The organism is Cellulomonas jepli (genome assembly GCF_047229345.1).
Lineage (GTDB): Bacteria > Actinomycetota > Actinomycetes > Actinomycetales > Cellulomonadaceae > Cellulomonas_A.
Genome location: NZ_JBFTER010000095.1, coordinates 1 through 20491 on the forward strand (window position 1 = coordinate 1; position 20491 = coordinate 20491).

18 protein-coding genes are annotated in these 20491 nt (G+C 76.6%); 11 read left to right on the forward strand and 7 right to left on the reverse strand.

The window, feature by feature from the left end; translation table 11 throughout:
- Positions 1–38 precede the first annotated feature (38 nt).
- Positions 39–1370 carry a ThiF family adenylyltransferase gene (locus AB6N24_RS18270; RefSeq protein WP_412870824.1) on the forward strand — a complete coding sequence of 444 codons (1332 nt, stop codon included), beginning with the start codon at positions 39–41 and terminating at the stop codon, positions 1368–1370.
- 114 nt (positions 1371–1484) lie between these two features.
- Here the strand turns inward: AB6N24_RS18270 and AB6N24_RS18275 are convergent, their stop codons facing one another.
- Genes AB6N24_RS18275 through AB6N24_RS18285 form a run of 3 tightly spaced genes read right to left on the reverse strand, consistent with a single transcriptional unit; the run spans position 1485 to position 3987 of the window.
- Positions 1485–2375, reverse strand: coding sequence for a thiazole synthase (locus AB6N24_RS18275; protein WP_412870809.1), 891 nt, complete (start codon positions 2373–2375; stop codon positions 1485–1487).
- Positions 2372–2647 (reverse strand): sulfur carrier protein ThiS, encoded by a 276-nt coding sequence (gene thiS, locus AB6N24_RS18280; RefSeq protein ID WP_412870810.1) that lies wholly within the window; start codon positions 2645–2647, stop codon positions 2372–2374. The genes AB6N24_RS18275 and thiS overlap by 4 nt, the downstream gene beginning before the upstream one ends.
- On the reverse strand, positions 2644–3987 hold the full coding sequence (locus AB6N24_RS18285; protein ID WP_412870811.1) for an FAD-dependent oxidoreductase: 1344 nt from the start codon (positions 3985–3987) through the stop codon (positions 2644–2646). The genes thiS and AB6N24_RS18285 overlap by 4 nt, the downstream gene beginning before the upstream one ends.
- A gap of 117 nt (positions 3988–4104) precedes the next feature.
- On the opposite strand from AB6N24_RS18285, the gene thiE reads away from it, so the two are divergent.
- The gene (gene thiE, locus AB6N24_RS18290; RefSeq protein ID WP_412870812.1) at positions 4105–4848 is read left to right on the forward strand and encodes a thiamine phosphate synthase; all 744 of its coding nucleotides are present in this window, start codon (positions 4105–4107) and stop codon (positions 4846–4848) included.
- A 258-nt stretch (positions 4849–5106) separates the two neighbouring features.
- Positions 5107–6699, forward strand: coding sequence for a glutamine-hydrolyzing GMP synthase (guaA, locus tag AB6N24_RS18295; protein WP_412870825.1), 1593 nt, complete (start codon positions 5107–5109; stop codon positions 6697–6699).
- Positions 6700–6793: 94 nt separating this feature from the next.
- On the opposite strand, the gene AB6N24_RS18300 is transcribed toward guaA, so the two are convergent.
- Both AB6N24_RS18300 and AB6N24_RS18305 read right to left on the reverse strand, forming a co-directional pair.
- Complete coding sequence (locus AB6N24_RS18300; RefSeq protein ID WP_412870813.1) at positions 6794–8266, reverse strand: diguanylate cyclase domain-containing protein; 1473 nt, start codon at positions 8264–8266, stop codon at positions 6794–6796.
- A gap of 258 nt (positions 8267–8524) precedes the next feature.
- The gene (locus tag AB6N24_RS18305; RefSeq protein WP_412870814.1) at positions 8525–10153 is read right to left on the reverse strand and encodes a glycoside hydrolase family 6 protein; all 1629 of its coding nucleotides are present in this window, start codon (positions 10151–10153) and stop codon (positions 8525–8527) included.
- 156 nt (positions 10154–10309) lie between these two features.
- On the opposite strand from AB6N24_RS18305, the gene AB6N24_RS18310 reads away from it, so the two are divergent.
- Entirely contained in the window at positions 10310–11491 is a 1182-nt protein-coding gene (locus AB6N24_RS18310) for a glycosyltransferase family 4 protein (RefSeq protein WP_412870815.1), read from the forward strand.
- A gap of 208 nt (positions 11492–11699) precedes the next feature.
- Positions 11700–12164 carry an aromatic ring-opening dioxygenase LigA gene (locus AB6N24_RS18315; RefSeq protein ID WP_412870816.1) on the forward strand — a complete coding sequence of 155 codons (465 nt, stop codon included), beginning with the start codon at positions 11700–11702 and terminating at the stop codon, positions 12162–12164.
- Between the two features lie 161 nt (positions 12165–12325).
- Here AB6N24_RS18315 and AB6N24_RS18320 read toward each other — a convergent pair whose 3' ends face one another.
- Both AB6N24_RS18320 and AB6N24_RS18325 read right to left on the reverse strand, forming a co-directional pair.
- Positions 12326–12805, reverse strand: a complete 480-nt coding sequence (locus AB6N24_RS18320) for a hypothetical protein (RefSeq protein WP_412870817.1) — start codon at positions 12803–12805, stop codon at positions 12326–12328.
- Positions 12802–14340 (reverse strand): PspC domain-containing protein, encoded by a 1539-nt coding sequence (locus AB6N24_RS18325; RefSeq protein WP_412870818.1) that lies wholly within the window; start codon positions 14338–14340, stop codon positions 12802–12804. The genes AB6N24_RS18320 and AB6N24_RS18325 overlap by 4 nt, the downstream gene beginning before the upstream one ends.
- A gap of 136 nt (positions 14341–14476) precedes the next feature.
- Between AB6N24_RS18325 and AB6N24_RS18330 the strand changes: the two genes are divergently transcribed.
- The 6 genes from AB6N24_RS18330 to AB6N24_RS18355 form a co-directional block, all read left to right on the forward strand.
- Positions 14477–15976, forward strand: coding sequence for an ATP-binding protein (locus AB6N24_RS18330; RefSeq protein ID WP_412870819.1), 1500 nt, complete (start codon positions 14477–14479; stop codon positions 15974–15976).
- The gene (locus AB6N24_RS18335; protein ID WP_258726169.1) at positions 15973–16629 is read left to right on the forward strand and encodes a LuxR C-terminal-related transcriptional regulator; all 657 of its coding nucleotides are present in this window, start codon (positions 15973–15975) and stop codon (positions 16627–16629) included. The genes AB6N24_RS18330 and AB6N24_RS18335 overlap by 4 nt, the downstream gene beginning before the upstream one ends.
- A gap of 69 nt (positions 16630–16698) precedes the next feature.
- A complete protein-coding gene (locus AB6N24_RS18340; protein WP_412870820.1) occupies positions 16699–17049 on the forward strand; it encodes a hypothetical protein in 351 nt (116 codons plus the stop codon).
- Positions 17050–17059: 10 nt separating this feature from the next.
- Positions 17060–17542 carry a DUF456 domain-containing protein gene (locus tag AB6N24_RS18345; protein WP_412870821.1) on the forward strand — a complete coding sequence of 161 codons (483 nt, stop codon included), beginning with the start codon at positions 17060–17062 and terminating at the stop codon, positions 17540–17542.
- A gap of 86 nt (positions 17543–17628) precedes the next feature.
- Entirely contained in the window at positions 17629–19209 is a 1581-nt protein-coding gene (locus tag AB6N24_RS18350; protein ID WP_412870822.1) for a methyl-accepting chemotaxis protein, read from the forward strand.
- Positions 19210–19324: 115 nt separating this feature from the next.
- Positions 19325–20491: UvrD-helicase domain-containing protein (locus tag AB6N24_RS18355; RefSeq protein ID WP_412870823.1), on the forward strand; the 1167-nt coding region annotated here is incomplete at its 3' end.

The window sequence follows — 20491 nt, forward strand, 5'->3', positions numbered from 1 at the left end:
GCCTCTGGATCCCGCGTACGAGACGGCCCGTCCCGGACCTGTCGCGCCACCACGCTACGGGCCCGCGGGCCGGCGACCGAGCGCCCGCCCCCACCCCGACGGAGCCCCCCGGCCGCGCGCCCGCGGTCCGCGAGCCGCTCGTCCCCGAGGGCCCGCCGCTCGACCCCGCCCGGCTCGCGCGGTACGCCCGCCACCTGACCCTCCCCGGGGTCGGGGTGAGCGGCCAGCGCCGGCTCGCGGCTGCCCGCGTGCTCGTCGTCGGTGCGGGCGGCCTCGGCAGCCCCGCGCTGCTCTACCTCGCCGCCGCGGGGGTCGGGACGCTCGGCGTCGTCGACGACGACGTGGTCGACGAGTCCAACCTGCAGCGCCAGGTGCTGCACGGCCGGGCGGACGTCGGGCGCCGCAAGGTCGACTCGGCGCGCGAGGCCGTGCTGGCCGCGAACCCCGACGTCACCGTCGAGGCGCACCCGGTGCGCCTGACCGCCGCGAACGCGCTCGAGCTCGTGTCCCGCTACGACCTCGTGCTCGACGGGTCGGACAACTTCGCGACCCGCTACGTCGTGAGCGACGCGACCGCGATCGCGGGGGTCCCGCACGTGTGGGGCGCGCTCGACCGGTTCCAGGGCCAGGTCAGCGTGTTCTGGTCCGCGCCGCCCGCGGGGCTGGCGCCCGTGACCTACCGCGACCTGTTCCCCGAGCCGCCCGCGCCCGGGACCGTGCCCACGTGCGCCGAGGGCGGGGTGCTCGGGGCGCTGTGCGCGACGATCGGCTCGGTCATGGTCACCGAGGCCGTCAAGCTCGTCACCGGTGCGGGCCGCTCGCTGCTCGGGCGCCTCGCGCTGTACGACGCGGCGGACGTGCGCTGGCGCGAGCTGCGCGTGGCTGCGGACCCGACGCGGGCGCCGGTCACCGAGGTCGCCGAGCCGGCCGCCGAGGTGTGCGAGGTGCCCCCGGCCGCCGGGTCGACGTCGGCGGCGACCGCGATCTCGGCGCGGCGGCTGCGGGACCTGCTCGGCTCGCCCACGCCGCCGTTCGTGCTCGACGTCCGCGAGGAGCACGAGCGGGCCGTCGTCGCGATCCCGGGGTCCGTGCTGCGGCCGGCGGGGACGCTGCTGCGGCCCGTCGGCCGGGTCGCCGGGGGAGGCGCGGGGGCCGCGGGCGCGTCGGGGAGCGGACCGGACGCGGTCCCGGACGACCCGTTCGCCGAGCTCCCGCGCGACCGGCTCGTCGCGGTCTACTGCAAGTCGGGCGCGCGCTCGCAGCGCGTCGTCGACGCCGCGCACGCCGCCGGGCACAGCAACGTCGTGCAGGTCACGGGCGGCGTGCTCGCGTGGGTCGAGGACGTCGACCCGTCCCTCCCGCGGTACTGAGCGCCGGGGACGTCGACCCGCGTCGTCCCGAGGCCACGACGACCGTCCGGGCCGGCCACCCGACCGCGGACCGCGCGAGCACGCGCCGACGTGCCCGTGCGCGCGGCGACCCGCTCAGAGCGCGAGGTCGAGGTTGCCCGGCGGGTCGCCCACGAGCCCGGTCGTCGGCGAGGACGCGAGGGCCTGCTCCCGCCGGGGGATCCGCCCCGCGAGCCGTGCGGCGCGGCCGGCCTCGACCGCCAGGGCCATCGCGCGCGCCATGCGTGCCGGGTCCGCCGCCCGCGTGACCGCCGACGCGACGAGCACGCCGCTGCACCCGAGCTCCATCGCGAGCGCCGCGTCCGACGCCGTGCCGATCCCGGCGTCGAGGATCACGGGGACCTGCGCGTGCTCGGCGATCGCCGCGATGCTGCGCGGGTCGAGGATGCCGAGCCCCGAGCCGATGGGCGAGCCCAGCGGCATGACCGCGGCGCACCCGACGTCCTCGAGCCGGCGGGCCACGACCGGGTCGTCGCCCGTGTACGGGAGCACGGTGAACCCCTCGCGCACGAGCCGGTCCGCGGCCTCGACCAGCCCGAACGGCTCGGGGAGCAGGGTCACGTCGTCCGCGAGCACCTCGAGCTTGACCCACGACGTCCCGCACGCCTCGCGCCCGAGCTCGGCCGTGAGCACCGCCTCGCGCGCGGTGAAGCAGCCCGCGGTGTTCGGCAGCGCCCGGATCCCCAGCCGGGTCAGCAGGCCCCAGACCGACTGCTCGCCGCCGGCCCGGACCCGCCGCAGCGCGACGGTCGTCAGGCGCGTGCCCGACGCGACGAGCGCGTCCTCGAGCCGGTCGAGGCTCGGCGCGCCGCCCGTGCCGAGCACGAGCCGGGGCCCGACGACGGTGCCCGCGATCACGAGCGGGTCGTCGGCGCACCCGGCCGCCGCGGCCACGCCGGGCACGGCCGGTGCACCGGGCAGCGCACCGGGGACGTCCGGCGCGGTCGACCGCTGGCCGCCGCTCATCCGCCCTGCACCGCCGTCACGACCTCGACGCGCGCACCCGGCCGCACGAGCGTCGAGGACCACAGTCCGCGCGGGACGATCACGTCGTCGACCGCGACCGCGACACCGGTGGGAGCCGTGTCGCCGTCCCCCCGCGCCGTGGCCGGGGACGCGGCGTCCGCGGAGCCGTCGGCGAGCAGCCCGGTGACGAGCGCGGCGACGCTCGTGGGGTCGGTCAGCGGGTGCTCGACGCCGTTGAGGGTCACGGTCGGGGCGGTGCCGGTGGAGGTCATGCGGGTCCTCTCTCGGGGACGGGGACGGGAAGCGTCTCGGGGACGGGGACGGGGACGGGGACGGAAGCAGGGGCAGGGGCAGGGACGGGGCCGTCGGCGGGTGACCAGGCGCCGAGCCTCCCGGGGGCGCACGCGCGCGCGTCGTCGGACACCGGCCCTCCCGCGTACAGCGCGTCGAGAGCAGCCGCGGTGAGCGGGGTCTGCAGGACCCCGTTCCGGTGGTGACCGGTCGCGAGCACGAGGCCCGGGACCGGCCCGGGGCCGACGAGCGGCAGGTGGTCGGGCGTCGCCGGCCGGGCCCGCGTCGTGACGTCCACGAGCGGCAGCTCGTCGAGCCCGGGCAGCAGGGCGCGCGCGTCGCGGAGCAGCGCGAAGACGTCGCCGGAGCGCGTCCCCGCGGTGGGCTCGCGCTCGTCGCTGGTCGCGCCGACCACCACCTCGCCGGACGGGCGCGCGACGACGTACACGGGCCGGTGCTGGACCGTCCCGCGCACGACGGGCAGGTCGCGGAAGCCGGGCACTCCCCGGGCGTCGAGCCGGAGCGTCGTGCCGAGCACGGGCCGCACGGGGACCGGCAGGTCCGGCGCGTCGCGCACGACGGACGCCGAGCCCGCACCCGCGGCGAGCACCACGAGGCCGGCCGGGTGCACGTGGCCGCGGTCGTCGCGCACGCCGGCGACGTCGCCGCCCCGGCCGCGCACGAGACCGGTCACCGCCGCCTCGACGACCCGGAGCCGACCGGCGCCGGCCGCCGTCGCGTCCGGGGCGCCGAGCCCGAGCGCCGTGCGCAGCGCGGTCACGACGGCCCGGGGGTCGACCTGCCGCTCGCCGGCGGCCCACGTCGCGGCGCTCACGTGCGGGCCGAGGAGCGGGACGCGCTCGCGGGCCTCGGCCGGCGTGACCTCGTGCACGTCGAGCGCCCAGGACCGCTGGAGCGCGAGCAGCTCGCGGCAGCGCACGGCGTCCGCGGCGTCGTAGGCGACCGTGAGCGTCCCCGAGGCGACGAGCCCCACGTCGACGCCCGACGCATGCTCGAGCGCACGCGCGAACGCCGGCCAGAGCGCGGCCGACGCGACGTTGACCCGGGCCAGCGCGTGCTCGCCGTGCTCGGCCTCGGAGACCGCCGCGAGCATCCCGGCGGCGGCGTGCACGGCCCCGGCGGACCCGCGGGCGCCGTCCGGGTCGAGCAGCGTGACCGCCAGGCCCGCGTCGAGCGCGCGCCACGCGGCGGTGAGCCCGACGATCCCGCCGCCGACGACGACCACGTCCGGCGGGGACCCCGGGCCTGCCTCGGTCAGCGCGGACGGGCCGCGGGACGTGCGGGTACGGGCGGCGCTCATCGCGCGTGCTCCCTTCGCTGGCATGACCCAGATCAGGTTCGACGGTCGGCTGCGACGCCCTCTCAGCCCCGCGCTCGTGCGGGGCTCCCGTGCGGCGGTCAGACTACGCTGCCCGGCATGTCCGATGTCCAGGCGCGGACGGCGCTGCGCGCCCGGCTCGCCGACGCCCACCTGTACCTGTGCACCGACGCCCGCCGTGAGCGCGGCGACCTCGAGCCGTTCCTGCACGAGGTGCTCGCGGGCGGCGTCGACGTGGTGCAGCTCCGCGACCGCACGCTCGACGTCGCCGACGAGCTCGCCCTCGGGGCGCTCGTGCGGGACGTCGCGCACGAGCACGGCGCGCTGTTCGCCGTCAACGACCGGGCGGACCTCGCGCGGGCGCTGCGGGCGGACGTGCTGCACACCGGTCAGCGGGACCTGCCGGTCGCCGTGGCGCGCGAGGTCGTCGGCCCCGGTGTCCTGCTCGGGCGCTCGTCGGGCGGCGGCGGCCAGGCTGCGCGGGCCGAGGAGGACCCCGAGGTCGACTACTTCTGCGTCGGCCCGGTGCTCCCGACACCGACGAAGCCGGGCCGCGAGGCGGTCGGCCTCGGCGCGGTCCGCGCGGTGGCCGACACCGCGCCCGGCACGCCCTGGTTCGCCATCGGCGGGGTCGACGAGGCGCTGCTCGACGAGGTCCTCGCTGCCGGGGCTCGGCGCGTCGTGGTCGTCCGGGCGCTCACCCACGCGCCGGACCCGCGGGGCGTCGCCGAGCGCCTGCGCGCGCGGGTCGTCGCGCGTGGTGCCGGCCCCGCGCGCGAGGGTGGGGGCACCCCGCGGAGGGCCGCACGGCCGACGACGGCGCCGACGGTGCCGGACGCGTAGCGGGACCTGACGCCGGACGCGCGGCCGGACCTGCTGCCGGACGCGCGGCCGGACCTGCCGCCGGACGCGCGGCCGAGCAGCGCTGACGGAACGAGGCCGGCAGCGGCACCGGTACCCCGCCGAGCAGCGCTGACGGGACCCGGCCGGCGGCGGCACCCGGGACCCCGCGGACGCGCACCCGGGGTGCGCACCGCGCCGCCTATCCTTGGCCCCGTGACCTCCGACGCGCAGACCACGCCGCCGCCCGCCGCCGACCCCGTGTCGCCCGCGACCCTCGCGGACGCGCCGACGGAGCACCGCCCCGTCCTCGTGATCGACTTCGGTGCGCAGTACGCGCAGCTCATCGCCCGGCGCGTCCGCGAGGCGAGCGTGTACTCCGAGATCGTCCCGCACACCGCGAGCGTCGAGCAGATCCTCGCGAAGGACCCGGCGGCGATCATCCTCTCGGGCGGGCCGTCTAGCGTGTACGCCACGGGTGCGCCGTTCGTCGACGCGGCGCTGTTCGAGGCCGGCGTCCCCGTGCTCGGCATCTGCTACGGCTTCCAGGCGATGGCGCAGGCGCTCGGCGGGACGGTCGCGCAGACCGGCGCGCGCGAGTACGGCGGCACGGCGGTCGAGGTCGTCGCGGGCGGCACGGTGCTCGCGGGCAGCCCCGACTCCCAGACGGTGTGGATGAGCCACGGCGACGCGGTGCACGCCGCGCCCGAGGGCTTCCAGGTGCTCGCGACGTCCGCGGGCTCGCCGGTCGCGGCGTTCGAGGACTCCGAGCGGCGGCTCTACGGCATGCAGTGGCACCCCGAGGTCAAGCACTCCGTGCTCGGGCAGCGCGCGCTCGAGAACTTCCTCTACGAGGGTGCGGGGCTCGCGCCCGACTGGAACGCGGGCAACGTCGTCGCCGAGCAGGTCGAGCGGATCCGGGCCCAGGTCGGCGACGCGCGCGTGATCTGCGGGCTGTCCGGCGGCGTGGACTCCTCCGTCGCCGCGGCGCTCGTGCAGAAGGCCGTCGGGGACCAGCTGACCTGCGTCTTCGTCGACCACGGGCTGCTGCGCTCGGGCGAGGCCGAGCAGGTCGAGGAGGACTTCGTCGCGGCGACCGGCGTGCAGCTCAAGGTCGTCGACGCGCGCGAGCGGTTCCTCACGGCGCTCGCGGGCGTGAGCGACCCCGAGACCAAGCGCAAGATCATCGGGCGCGAGTTCATCCGGGTCTTCGAGCAGGCGGCGCGCGAGGTGGTCGCGGACGCCGGCGAGCACGGCACCGAGGTCAAGTTCCTGGTCCAGGGGACGCTGTACCCGGACGTCGTCGAGTCGGGCGGCGGCGAGGGCGCGGCCAACATCAAGAGCCACCACAACGTGGGCGGCCTGCCCGACGACCTGCAGTTCTCGCTCGTCGAGCCGCTGCGCACCCTGTTCAAGGACGAGGTCCGCGCGGTCGGCCTCGAGCTCGGCGTGCCCGAGGGCATCGTGTGGCGCCAGCCGTTCCCGGGTCCGGGCCTCGGCATCCGCATCGTCGGCGAGGTCACCGCCGAGCGCCTCGAGACGCTCCGCGCCGCCGACGCCATCGCGCGCGAGGAGCTCACGCGCGCCGGCCTCGACCGCGAGATCTGGCAGTGCCCGGTCGTGCTGCTCGCGGACGTGCGCTCGGTCGGCGTGCAGGGCGACGGCCGGACCTACGGCCACCCGATCGTGCTGCGCCCCGTCTCGTCCGAGGACGCGATGACGGCCGACTGGACGCGCCTGCCCTACGACGTCCTGCAGGTCATCTCGACGCGCATCACCAACGAGGTGCCCGAGGTCAACCGGGTCGTCCTCGACGTCACGAGCAAGCCGCCGGGCACGATCGAGTGGGAGTGACCGCGGGCGCCTGACGCGGCGGGTGCCGGCCTGCTCGCGCTCGCCGCTTCGTCAGGCGCACGCCTCCCGACGCGCGCAGCCTCGTGCGCGCGGCTCAGGCCTCGGCGCCCGCGCGGGACCCGGCGCGCGCGACGGCGCGCCGCCGCTTGTCCTCGTACATCTGCTCGTCGGCGCGCGCGACGGCCGCGGCGGTCGTCTCGCGCTCCCCGGCGGCCACGTGGTGCACGCCGATCGACGCGCCGGTGCCGAGCACGAGGTCCCCGAACGGCACCGGGCGGTCGAGGCACGCGCGCAGGCGGGCGACGAGGTCCTCCCCGGCCGCGCACCCCTCGTCGACCACGAGGAACTCGTCGCCCCCGAAGCGTGCGACGCGCGGCCCCGGCCCGAGGGTCGTGACGAGCCGCTCGGCGACGGTGGTGATGAGGGCGTCGCCCGCGCCGTGGCCGTGCGTGTCGTTGATCTCCTTGAGCCCGTCGACGTCGAGGAAGAGCACCGTGGCCCCCGCCGAGCGGCCGTCCGCGACCCGGTCGAGCGCGTCGTGCAGGTGGTCGAGGCCCGCCCGGCGGTTCTCCAGCCCGGTGAGCTCGTCGTGCGTCGCGAGGTGCGCGAGCGCGCGCTCCGCCTCGAGCTGGCGACGCGCCAGGCCAGCGATGCGGGCGACGACGAGCGGGACGATGAGCACCGTCCCGACGGTGAGCAGCAGCCAGTCGACGTCGCCCCGGAACGCCTCCTGCAGACCCGCGAGCAGCGGGTTGAGGCCCAGCGCGACCCCGAGCGTCGCGAGCCGGGCAGGGCCGAGCCGGTCGCTCGGGGGCTCGGCGCCCTCGGCGACGCGTGCGTGCGTGGGGTGCACCGCGGCCGCGGCGAGGCAGCTGTAGCCGAGGATCCACAGGGTCGCGACCCAGGGTGCGTACAGGCCGGTGGCCGGGTCGGTCGTCAGGACGATCGCCACGTTGCCGACGAGCGTGAGGAGCACGGCGGCGCACACGTAGACGAGGGCCGGGCGCGCGGCGCGGTGCACGAGCGCGGCGCGCAGCACCATGCCGGCGATCCCGCTGACCAGCACGACGAGCAGCAGCGTGTACAGCCGGACCCCCAGCGGCGCACCCATCGCCACGAGGGCGGGGTGCACGAGGACCGTCCACAGGAGGCTCGCGCACGCGAGCCACAGCACGGCGGCCTCGACCAGCCCGCCGCTGTCCCGGCGGGCGAACGGCAGCAGGATGGCGATGGCCGCGGCGAAGAGCAGCAGGTAGCCGATCGGGAGCGTCACGTCGACGACGATCCCCGGCTGGGCCGGGTCGACGTCCTGGCGGCTCACGTCGACGACCCACGCGAGCCCGTTCACGGTGAGCACGCCGAGCGCGGCGCACAGCAGCGTCCACGACGCCGCCCTCTGGACGCGGCGCCGGGCGAGCAGGAGGAGCACGATCGTCAGCGGGATCGCGCTCGCGAGCACCAGCAGCGACGCCCGGAGGACGCCGCTGGACGCGAGGAACGCCGCGGCCACGGCGACCCCGGTCAGCACGAGGGCCGCGTGCGCCGGGACGCGGTCTCGGGGCTTCACGTCCCTCCCATCGGCCGGCGGGTGCCTCGCCGTGACGCGTGCAGCGGATGAGATCGTGGCCGGGCGGGGCCCGGGGCTTGACGGCGGCACGGTACGAGTGCGATACCGACCGGGCGCGGCCCGGCAGCGGGTCGTGCGACCTCGCGCGACCCTGGGACGGCGGCGCGCTCCCTGGGACACCGCCGCACGCCCCTGGGTCGGCGGCGCGCGAGGGCCCCCGACCGACCCGGCCGGGGGCCCTGCGCGACGGTCGGCGGCTCAGCGCGAGGTGCACGCCTCGCCGTCGAGGAACGCGAGCGGCGAGACCGCCCCGGACACGCCGGCGCCGGTGTAGCCGAACGTGGCCGTGGCCCCGGGCCGCAGCACCGAGTACGGCTTGGCCGTGACGGTCACGACCGCGCCGTCCTGCGCCCAGCCCGCGCTCCAGAGCTTCGTGATCCGCTGGTCCCCCGTGAAGGCGAACCGCAGCTCCCAGTCACGCAGCGGCTCGGTCCCGGTGTTGGTGACCCAGACCTGCGACGTGAAGCCGGTGGCCCAGGTGCCGTGCACGGTCGAGCGGACCTGGCACGACGGCGCCTCGACGGGCGGCTCGGCGAGCTCGACCAGCTCCCGGGCCTGCTCGACGAACCAGCCACCTGCACGGGGGTCCTCGATGCCGCGCTCGGGGTCGAGCGGGCCGCCGGTGCCGCGGTAGCACTGACCGTCGGACTCGCCGGGGATCTTGATCCACAGGAACCCGTCGACGACGTCGTCACCCGTGTCGAGCGTCGGGCGCACCCCGAGCCCACGTCCCGGCGGGTTGCACCAGACCTCGGCGTCCGCGTACTTGCCCGGGGGAGCGGTCCACGCGCCCTGGCCGTTGCGGCTCGTGTCGATCACCGCGTGCTTCTGCGCCGCACGGTCGCGCGCGAGGCCCGTGTCGGCGAACGCCTGGTCGTACGCGGCGTCCGAGAGGTCCCACGTGGTGATGTCGTCCGGGCTCGCCGGGTAGTACTGGCTCGCGCACCACGCGGGCTCCCACCACGTCTGCGTCGACAGCGCGATGCAGTCCGAGACCCAGCCGGCGTACCGCTGGACCTTGTCGGTCGGCTGGTAGTTCGACGCGTTGAGGAAGAACCCGTCGGCCCGCTCGACGCCCGCGCGGATCAGCCGGTCCGTCGCGTCGCCGACGCCGAGCCAGCCGTTGTGCGTGCCGTCGAGGTAAGTGCGGGTCGCGGGCAGCGCCGCGAGCGCGTCGACCGCGTGGTTGAGCTGCTCGAAGCGGCTCGCGGCGGACGTCGCGGGGTCGGCCTCGGCGGGCTTGCACCACTCGGCCTCGCCGTTGACGTTCGTGTACCAGGGGATGATGCCGAGCCCGTCGGGCTCGAGGACGACGATCGCCTCGCGGCCGCCGATGCCCGCGGCGAACGCGTCGACCCACGCGTTGTACGACGCGGTGTCGAGCGCGCCACCTGCGGAGTACTGCGCGCAGTCGCGGTACGGGAGGTTGTAGGCGACGAGGACCGGCACCGCGTCCTCGTCGTCGGCCGCGGAGACGTAGGAGTCGACCGCGGCCTGCACCTCGGCGGGGGTCCCGGTCGTGAACCAGCGCGCCGACGGGAAGCTGCCGAGCAGCAGCGCGTCGTCGCGCGCCTGACCGGTCAGGGTGCCGGCGGCCTCCACGGTCGAGCTGTTCCAGTCGACGAACAGCCGCTCGTCGTCGTACGGCGCCGCGGTCGCGGCGAACGGTGCGGCGACGAGCGCCGTGGCGGCGATCGCGGTGCTGGTGAGCGCGGCGGCGAGCGCTCGGCGGCGTGCCGGGCGTCGTTGCCTGGGGCGGGCCGGTCCGGCGGTGGTCCGCGCGCGCGGACCCGTCCGGCCCCGGCCCGGGCTCGGTCGTGCCGTCACGCTCGCCGAGCCGGGCCGGACGCGTCAACGGACTCACGAAAGCCAAAACGATTCGGCAACCGTGCGGTACACGTCCGGGTGGCAGGCGCTCGCCCAGGTCGCGACGGCAACCTCGGACGGGTCTCCGGCGGCGACCCGGGCGGCTACCCTGTGCCGGTGCGGATCGTCCACGTCTCCGACTGCTTCCCGCCCCGGACGGGCGGCATCGAGACCCAGGTGAGCGACCTCGCCCAGCACCAGTCCCGCGCGGGGCACGACGTGCACGTCCTCACGGCCACGCTCGGCGAGGCGGGTGAGCGCGGCGGGGTCGTCGACGTGGTCGGGGGCGTCCGCGTGCACCGCCTCGGGGCCCGGCTGCCCTTCGACCTGCCGGTGAACCCCGTGGGTCCTCGGCTGCTGCACGCCGCGCTGCGGGACGTCGCGCCCGACGTCGTGCACGTGCACGCCGGCGTGCTCTCGCCGTTCGCGTTCGACGGCGCCCGGATCGCCCTCGGGCACGGGCTGCCCACCGCGATCACGTGGCACTGCATGCTCGACGGCACGGTTCCCGCGCTCCGCACCGCGGTGCGCCTGACGGGGTGGCGCACCGCCCGTGCCGCGCTGAGCGCCGTGAGCACCGCGGCGGCGGCTCGCGTGCGTGACGCGTTCGGCACCGACGTCGGGGTCGTGCCCAACGGCATGGACCTCGACGTGTGGGCGCCGCTCGAGCCGGTGGGCCCCGCCGCCGGAGCGCGCCCCGGGCGGCCGGGCGACCCGGCGGCCCCCGACGGCCTCACGGCGCCCGACGGCCCGGTGCGGCTGGTCGCGACCATGCGCCTCGCGCCCCGCAAGCGCGCCGTCCCGCTCGTCGAGCTCGTCGGTGCGGCCGCCCGCCGGCTGCCGCGCGGCCGCCTGCACCTCACGCTCATCGGGGACGGGCCCGTGCGCGGGCGCGTCGAGCAGGTCGTCGCGACGCAGGGGCTGCGCGACGTCGTGACGCTGCGCGGCCGGCTCCCGCGCCAGCAGGTGCGCGCCGCGTACGCCGACGCGGACGTCTTCCTCGCTCCGGCGGAGCTCGAGGCCTTCGGCATCGCGGCGCTCGAGGCGCGCACCGCGGGGCTCGCGGTCGTCGCGCGTCACGGCACCGGGATCGAGGAGTTCGTGGCGGACGGCACCGACGGGCTGCTCGTCGCCGACGACGCCGAGATGACCGAGGCGATCGTGCACCTCGCGCGGGACGAGCGGCTGCTCGCGGGGATCCGTGCGCACAACCGCTCCGTGCGGCCGGCGTTCGGGTGGCCGCGCGTGCTCGAGGCGGCCGACGCGGAGTATCGCCGAGCGGTCGCGCTCGCGCGCTGACGCCTCCCTTCCCGGCTCTCGGAAAGCGGACATAACGCCTGGTGAGGGGCCTGTCGACGCATTTCCACCGGCACTGCTCGTGCATGACCAACGTCCCCCCTCGGGCGCTCGACGAGGGGGGACTCTTGTCGTGTCAGCCCCACGGGGCGACCGGATCTGGTACCTGCCAGAACCGCATCCGGGGGTAGTCGGGAAACGGAGCAGGACAATGAACAACGGGGCCAAGACCGCTCGCATCATCGGTGCCATCACCGCGATCGCAGGGCTCTTCCTCATCATCGCCGGTGGCGTCACCTGGGGCATGGTCTCGGGTCGCCTCGCCGACGAGAAGATCACCGTGGCCGAGGACGCCGCGAGCTTCGCGGGCCAGCCCGTCACGAGCCCGTGGACGGCCTTCGCCGAGGCGGACATCATCGCCCACCACGCGCTCGAGGCCACCGAGGGCAAGACCTACGCGGAGCTCGACCGCGAGGACCCGCTGCGCGCCACGGCCATGAACGGCTCGTTCCTCCGCGCCTCGCTCTTCACCTCGGTCGTCGCCTTCGGTGTCGCCGCCCTGGTCATGGGTCTCGGCCTGCTCTTCATCCTCGTCGGCTACGCCGTGTGGGTCCTCGCCGGTCGCTCGGCGGTCACCCCGGCCACGGCGGCGCAGGGCGTCCCGGTCACCGTCTGACGCCCACCGCGAACGGCCTCGGGCCGGTCACGACAGCCCTCCGCTGTCGGACCGGCCCGAGGCCGTTCGCACGTGCACGTCCGCGTGGCACCGGGTCCGCGTCGCCGAGCCGGGCCCCGCCGCGCACTCGTGCCGGGTGGCGCCCGGTGGCCGAGGTCCGCTCAGCCGCCTCCGCCGCGCCGGCCCTTGATCAGCGAGCCGACGAGCATCGCCGCCCCCGCCGCACCGAGCAGGATGATCAGCGCCAGCTCGACGTCGAGCGTGTAACCCGCCGAGAGCCCGAGCACGCCGATGCCGACCGCGACGATCACGAGGCCCCAGACGAAGGTGCCGACGCGCACGCCGCGCCGCACGGGGGCGTCGGCCTCCGGGGCCGGTGTCGCGGCTGCGGCCGGTGCACCCGGTCCGGGCGCGGAGCCCGGGGCCGGCGCCTCGGCCGGGCTGACCGGTGCCGGGGCGGGCTCGTCGAACGCGCTGAGCGGGTCCGACGAGGCCGTCGGGTAGGCGGCCGTCGTCGCCTCGGGTGACGTCCCGTGCGCCTGCGCGGGGCCGGGCGTCGCCGGGTCGGGTGCCGTCCGCCCCGACGTCGTGCTCGCCGCGGGGGTCGTCGGGATCTTCTCGGTGGGTCCGTCGGTGCTCATCGTGCCTCCTCGATCGTGATGTCTCCTGCGCCGAGGGTCACGACGAGCGCGAGCTCGGGTGCGGTCCCGTCGACGACCTCGTCGCTGCGGTAGCTGCGCTCGCCGAGGCCCACGCCGCCGCTCTTCTCGAGCGGGTCGTCGACGTCCCAGGTGATGTCGCCCGCGCCGAGCGTCACGTCGGCCACGACCGCGGCGCCCTCGGGGACGATCACCCGGAGCGTCCCGGCGCCCATGTCGACCGGCACGCGCAGCGTCTCGTCGGTGAGGTCGATCTCCGAGAGGTCCACCGTGCTGTCGCCGAGCCCGAGGTCGTAGCCCCGGGTGGCGACGTCGCGCTCGGTCACGACGAAGTCGGTGTCCGCGATCGCGGCGTGCGAGTCCCCGTCCCAGGTCCAGTCGCGGTCGCCGGCCCAGGCCAGGGGCAGCACGACGAGGGTCGTGAGCACCGCGAGCGTGCCGAGGCCGCTGCTGCGCCGGCCGCGCAGCCCCGACACCATCGCGGCGAGGCCGAGCAGCACGATCGCCACGGCGCCGCCGGTGAGGCCGACCGAGCCCGTGAAGTCCCCGCTCCGCTCGGCCGCGAGCAGGACCGCGAAGGTGAGCAGGACGAGTGCGGCGACGATGCCGAACGTCGTGCTGCCCGGTCCGGGCGTGGTCACCCGGGGGGCGCGCGGCGGGGGCGGCGGTGCGGGCACGTAGCCCTGCGTCGGGTACGGCTGGGCGGGCTGCGGCTGCGCGGGGTAGGGCGGTGCCGGGTAGGGCTGGGCCGCCGGGTACGGAGCCGTGGGGTAGCGGTCGGACGCCGTCGGCTCGGGCGTCTTCGTCAGCCGCACGGGACCGGAGGACGTGGTCCCGGCAGCGGCGGTGCCGGACGCGGGGGTGGCGGACGCGGAGGTGCCCGGCCCCGCGGTTCCGGGTGCGGACGTGCCGGGTGCGGACGTGCCGGGCGGGGTCGTGCCGGGCGCCCCGGGAGCGGGGATCCCCGGGTACGGGCCGTACGGCGGGGGCGTCCGGCGGCTGCTCGCGGCCTTGATGACGAGCACGACCGCGACGACGACCGCCGCCGCCCACAGCAGCCCGTTGAGCCAGCCGAAGTCCCGGCCGCCCCACCAGCCGAACCAGTGGTCGTTGCGGTTCAGACCCACGATCAGCAGGGCGACCGCCCCGAGCAGCGCGGCGTCGAAGCGGCCCCGGATCGTCTCCTCGAGGTGGATCCGCCCGTCCGTCTGCTCGGGCAGCAGCGCCCAGCCGATCCCGTACAGCACCATCCCGAGGCCTCCGAGCAGGACGCTCGCGCCGAGGACGCCGCGCACCAGCAACGGGTCCACGCCGAGCCGCAGCGCGATGCCGCCCGCGACGCCGCCGATCCAGCGCTCGTCGCTGCGGACGAGCCCGGAGCGGCGCACGGAGCCGAAGAACGCGCTCTCGCCGGGTGCGGCGGGCGGCGGCGGGGGCGTGGGGGAGGTGTACGACGAGGGCGCCGGTCCGGGCTCCGAGGGTCGGGGCTCCGCCGGGTCGGGGGTCTGCGTGTCCATGGGTCGATCGTGGTCCCCGCGCGTGCCCCTGGGCATCGGGGGGTGCCCCTGACACGACCCTGATTCCCGTCCGCGGCGCCCCTGATCCTCGCCCGGACCGGGTCTCAGGGGCGCCGGGACGTGTGACGATCAGGGGGTGAGCACCACTCCTGCCCCGGACGGCCGGGCCCCGGCGCCCGGCGTGCCCCGCGGGGCACCAGGTGCCGGCGTCGTCCGCCTGCCGCTGCGCCGGCCGCCCCACGGCCGGCGGCTCGGCGGTGTCGCGCTCGGGATCGCGGCGCACCTCGACGTGCGGGTGTCGCACGTGCGGCTCGCGCTCGTCGGGCTCGCGCTCGTGGGTCTCGGCGTGCCGCTCTACCTGTTCCTCTGGCTCACGGTCCCCACGGGCGACCCGGCGGCCGCGGCGGGCGAGGTCCGGCCGGCGACGCTGACCCGGCTCGCGCAGCGTCAGCTCGGGCCCGAGGGCGCGGCGGCACGCTGGCCCGTCACCGACATCGCGGTCGCGATCGTGCTGCTCGTCGGCGCGGGCGCGCTCATCGCGACGCGGCAGGGCGCGGAGCTCGGCATGACGTGGGTCGTGCCGTCGATCATCCTGCTCGCGGGCGCGGGGCTCGTGTGGAGCCAGCTCGACTCGGTGCAGCGCGGGCGGTGGCGCGAGCGCGCGGGCGGCGGCCGCATGCCCGTGAGCGTCCTGCGCCTCGTCGGCGGCCTCGTGCTGACCGGCGTCGGGATCCTGCTGCTCGTCGCGCAGGAGCTCGCGCCGGGCGCCCTCGTCCAGTCGACGATCGCCGCGGCCGCGGTGCTCGCCGGGGTCGCGCTCGTCATCGCGCCCTGGTGGCTGCGGCTCGTGCGCGAGCTCGGCGACGAGCGCGCGGCGCGGGCGCGCGAGTCGGAGCGCGCGGACATCGCCGCCCACCTGCACGACTCCGTGCTGCAGACCCTCGCCCTCATCCGGGCGCGCGCGGACGACCCCGCCGAGGTGGCCCGCATGGCGCGCGCGCAGGAGCGGGAGCTGCGCGAGTGGCTGTACGACGACCGCCCCGCGCCCGGCACGTCGGTCGCCGCGGCGCTGCGGGCCATCGTGGCGGAGGTCGAGGACGGGCGTTCCGGGCCCGGGGGCGAGGTCGTGACGATCGACACCGTCGTCGTGGGGGACCGGGTGCCCGACGTGGCGACCGAGGCCCTGCTGCAGGCGACGCGCGAGGCGCTCGTCAACGCCGTGGTGCACGGCCGCCCGCCCGTGTCGCTGTACCTCGAGGTCCGGCCCGACGTCGTCGAGGTGTTCGTGCGCGACCGGGGCGAGGGCTTCGACCTCGACACGATCCCGTCCGACCGGTTCGGGGTGCGCGAGTCCATCCTCGGGCGGGTGCGCCGGCGGGGCGGCACGGCGACCGTCCGGTCGAAGGACGGCACCGAGGTGCACCTGTGCGTCCCCGTCGACGGGACGGCCGACGAGCCGGCCGCCCCGCACGCCCCCCACGCCGCCCCGGTGGACCCGCGGACCGCCGGGTCCGCCGCGCCGCCGCCCGCCGCACCCCTCCCCCCGACCCCCGCACCCGGCCCGCCGTCCGGCGGCCCCGGTGCGTCGTCCACGGCGCCCGGCGTGCCGGGCACCACCAGAGAGGCATCCGTATGAGCGCACCGGTCGACGTGGTCCTGGTCGACGACCACCTCATGTTCCGCACGGGGGTCAAGGCGTCGCTCGACGACCGGGTCCGCGTCGTCGGCGAGGCCGCGTCGGTCGACGAGGCGGTGCGGGTCGTGCGCGAGCTGCGCCCGCCCGTCGTGCTGCTCGACGTGCACCTGCCCGGGGGCGACGGGGGCGGCGGCGCCGAGGTCATCCGCACGTGCACCGACCTGCTCGGCGAGACGCGCTTCCTCGCGCTCTCGGTGTCCGACGCGTCCGAGGACGTCGTCGCGGTGATCCGCGCCGGCGCGCGCGGGTACGTCACGAAGGCCATCTCGGGCGCGGACCTCGCGGACGCGGTCCAGCGCGTCGCGGGCGGCGACGCCGTCTTCTCCCCGCGGCTCGCGGGCTTCGTGCTCGACGCGTTCGGCACCGCCGCGGGCGACGTGGCGACGGGCGACGACGAGCTCGACCGGCTGTCCGCGCGCGAGCGGGAGGTCATGCGGCTCATCGCGCGCGGGTACTCCTACCGCGAGGTCGCGAGCGAGCTCTTCATCTCGATCAAGACCGTCGAGACGCACGTGTCGGCGGTGCTGCGCAAGCTCCAGCTCTCCTCGCGGCACGAGCTCACGCGCTGGGCGGCCGCCCGGCGCCTGCTCTGACGGCGCCGCTGCCGGCCCCACCGCCGGGACGGCCGTCGCGGCGGTGCGGCACGGCCTAGGGTGTGGCGCATGACGACCCTGTACTACGTCCTGCTCGTGCTGCACCTCGTCGGCTGGGCCATCGTGCTCGGCGGCGTCCTCGCGACGATGCGCGAGCGCGTGCTCCCCCGGGGCGCGCTGCACGGGATCCTGACCGCGCTCGTGACCGGCGTGCTCATGGTCGGGCTCGCGTCCTCGGGGGCCGCGGACGTCGGCGAGCCGGACAACACGAAGATCGCGGTCAAGCTGCTCGTCGCGGTCGTCGTCACCGCGCTCGTCGTGCAGGGGGCCCGCAAGCCGGCGAAGGTCACGACCGGTCTGCTCGGCGCGATCGCGGGCCTCACCGCGCTCAACGTCGCGATCGCCGTCCTGTGGCGCTGAGGGTCCGCGCGTGAACCCTGTGGGTGAGCTCGTCGTCGGGCTCGTCATCGTGGTCGGCCTCGTCGGCGTCGTCGTGCAGGTGCTCCCCGGCAGCCTCATCATCCTGGGCGCGGTGGCCGTGTGGGCCGGCGAGACCGGTGGCGCGGTCGCCTGGGTCGCGTTCGCGGTGGGGGTGCTCGCGATCGCCGCCGCGTCGGTCGGCAAGTACCTGCTCGCCGGGCGCCACCTCAAGACCGCCGGGGTGCGCAACGCCACGCTCGTGTGGGGCGGCGTGCTCGGGGTCGTCGGCTTCTTCGTCGTCCCGGTCGTCGGCCTCCCGCTCGGGTTCGTGCTCGGGGTCTACGCCGCGGAGCGGGTGCGGCGGCGCGAGCACGCCGCGGCGTGGACCGCGACGGTCGCGGCGCTCAAGGCCACCGGCATCACCCTGCTCGTCGAGCTCGCCGGGGCGCTCGTCGCCGCCGGGGCGTGGGCGGCGGCGGTCGCCGTCACCTGACGGGGTGACATCGGGGTGCGGTCGCTCACACCGGGTACCGCCCGGGCGATAGGGCGTCGACATCCCCCGACGTCGTGGAGCCCCTCATGAGCAGACTCGCCTCGCTGTCCATCCGCGGACGGCTCCTGGCGCTGGTCGTCGTGACCGCGCTCGGTCTCGTCGCCGTCGTGACGCTCGCCGTCGGGCAGGCCGAGGGCCGGATCCTCGAGGAGCGGCAGGCGGCGACGCGCGCGGTGGTCGAGACCGCCGTCGGGCTCGTCGCCGTGTACGGCGAGCGCGCCGCGTCCGGGGACCTCACCGAGGAGGAGGCGCAGGAGCAGGCGATCGCAGCGGTGCGCGAGCTCCGGTACTCGGGCGACGAGTACTTCTGGATCAACGACATGGGCCCGACCATGGTCATGCACCCGATGAAGCCCGAGCTCGACGGCACCGACCTCACGGAGAACGCGGACCCCGACGGCAAGCACCTCTTCGTCGAGATGGTCGAGGTCGTCGAGGCGGACGGCGCGGGCCTCGTCGCGTACCAGTGGCCCAAGCCCGGCGCCGAGCAGCCGCAGCCCAAGATCTCCTACGTCGCGGGCTACGAGCCGTGGGGCTGGGTCGTCGGCTCGGGCGTGTACGTCGACGACGTGCGGGGGGCGGCGGTCGCAGACGCGCGCGGGCTCGTCGTCGGCTCGGCCCTCGTCCTCGCGCTGGTCGTGGGCCTGAGCCTCGTGGTGGCACGCAGCATCGTGCGCCCGATCGGCGTCGCCGCGGGCGTGCTCGCGAGCGGCGACCTCGGCGCCCGCCTCGACACCGGTCGCGGCACGACCGAGCTGGACCGGCTCGCCGCGGCGCTCAACGCGACGCTCGACCGGACGTCCGCCGTCGCGGCGAGCGTCACCGACGTCGCGCAGGACGTGCGCGCGGCCGCCGGGCGCCTCGCGGAGACCAGCGACGCGATGGGCTCCGTCGTCGAGGGGTCGGCGCAGCGGACCGCGGAGGCCAGCACCGCGGCGCACGAGGTCAGCGGCGGCATCGACGCCGTCGCGTCCGGGACGACGCAGATGGGTGCCTCCATCTCCGAGATCGCGGCCAACGCGAACGCCGTCGCGAAGATCGCCGCCGAGGCGGTCGAGGTCGCCGAGCGGACCAACCGCACGGTGGCCCAGCTCGGGGACTCCTCCGCGCAGATCGGCAGCGTCGTCAAGGTCATCACCGCGATCGCCGAGCAGACGAACCTGCTCGCGCTCAACGCCACGATCGAGGCCGCCCGGGCGGGGGAGGCCGGCAAGGGGTTCGCGGTCGTCGCGGGGGAGGTCAAGGAGCTCGCGCAGGAGACGGCGCGCGCGACCGGCGACATCTCGGCCCGCGTGGACGGCATCCAGGGCGCGGTCGACCAGGCCGCCGCGGAGATCGCGCAGATCGCCCGCATCATCGACCAGATCCACGACTACCAGGGCACCATCGCCGGCTCCGTCGAGGAGCAGACCGCGACGACCAGCGCCATGGCGCACGCGGTCGCGGAGGTCGCGACGAGCGGCCGCGGCATGGTCGCGACGCTCGGCGACGTCCAGGCGGCCACGGCCCGCACGACCAGCGACCTCGACGGCATCCGGGACGCGGCGCGCGAGCTCGAGGCGACGAGCCGGCGGCTGCAGGAGTCGGTGCAGGTGCTCCAGGGCTGAGGGCCCGCGCTGAGCGCCCATGCGGCGCGCGGCGGTGCGGGTGGCGTGCGCGGCGGCGCGGGTGCGGCGGTGCGTGTACCGGGGTGTCGGTGGCGTTGCCTAGGCTGGTGGTGCCATGACGTCGCTCTTCGAGAACCTCCCGCTGCCCGGGTTCGGCGCAGCCGACCTCGCCCGTCCGACCGCCGCCGCGCCCTCGCGCGCGCCGGGAGCGGGGTCCGGCGCCGGCGCCGGGTCGGGTGCCCCCGGCGCGCGCGGGCGTGCGTTCACGCAGGCCACGCTCGACGTGCCCGACGGCCCGTCCGACGACGTGTCGCTGCCGGGTCCGGTCCGCGGGGACGGCGAGCCGGACGACGGCCGCGTGCACGCCGCGGGCTCCGGGGCGGGCCGGGGTGCCGCGGTGCGGGACGACGGCAGGGACGACCCCAGCGACGGCCGGGGCGGGCACCGCGACGACGAGCACGCGCACGGCCCGCGCCGCCCTCGGGTCGAACCGGACGCGCTGCTCGAGGGCCTCAACCCCGAGCAGCGCGAGGCTGTGCTGCACCGCGGGAGCCCGCTGCTGATCGTCGCGGGCGCGGGCTCGGGCAAGACCCGGGTCCTCACGCACCGCATCGCGCACCTGCTCGCGACCCGGCAGGCGCGGCCGGGCGAGATCCTCGCCATCACGTTCACCAACAAGGCCGCGGCGGAGATGCGCGAGCGCGTCGAGGCGATCGTGGGCCCGCAGGCCCGGATGATGTGGGTCTCGACGTTCCACTCGGCGTGCGTGCGGATCCTGCGCAAGGAGGCCGCGACGCTCGGCCTGCGGTCGACGTTCTCGATCTACGACTCCGCCGACTCCCAGCGCCTGCTGACGATGGTCGCGCGCGAGCTCGACCTCGACTCGAAGAAGTACCCGCCCAAGGCGCTCGGGTCCAAGATCTCGGCGCTCAAGGACGAGCTCGTGGACCCCGAGACGTTCGCGGCGACCGTCCCGAGCGACGCGGGGTCGTTCGACGCGGTGCTCGCGCAGGTGTACCAGCGCTACCAGACCCGGCTGCGGCAGGCCCACGCGCTCGACTTCGACGACCTCATCATGACGACCGTCAACCTGCTGCAGGCCTTCCCGGCCGTCGCGGAGCACTACCGCCGGCGGTTCCGGCACGTGCTGGTCGACGAGTACCAGGACACCAACCACGCGCAGTACACGCTCGTGCGCGAGCTCGCGGGCGTCGGTGCCGCGGGGCGTGCGGCGGACGCCGCGGAGGCGGCCGGCGCGGGCGCGGTCGGCGCGGCCCCGGGC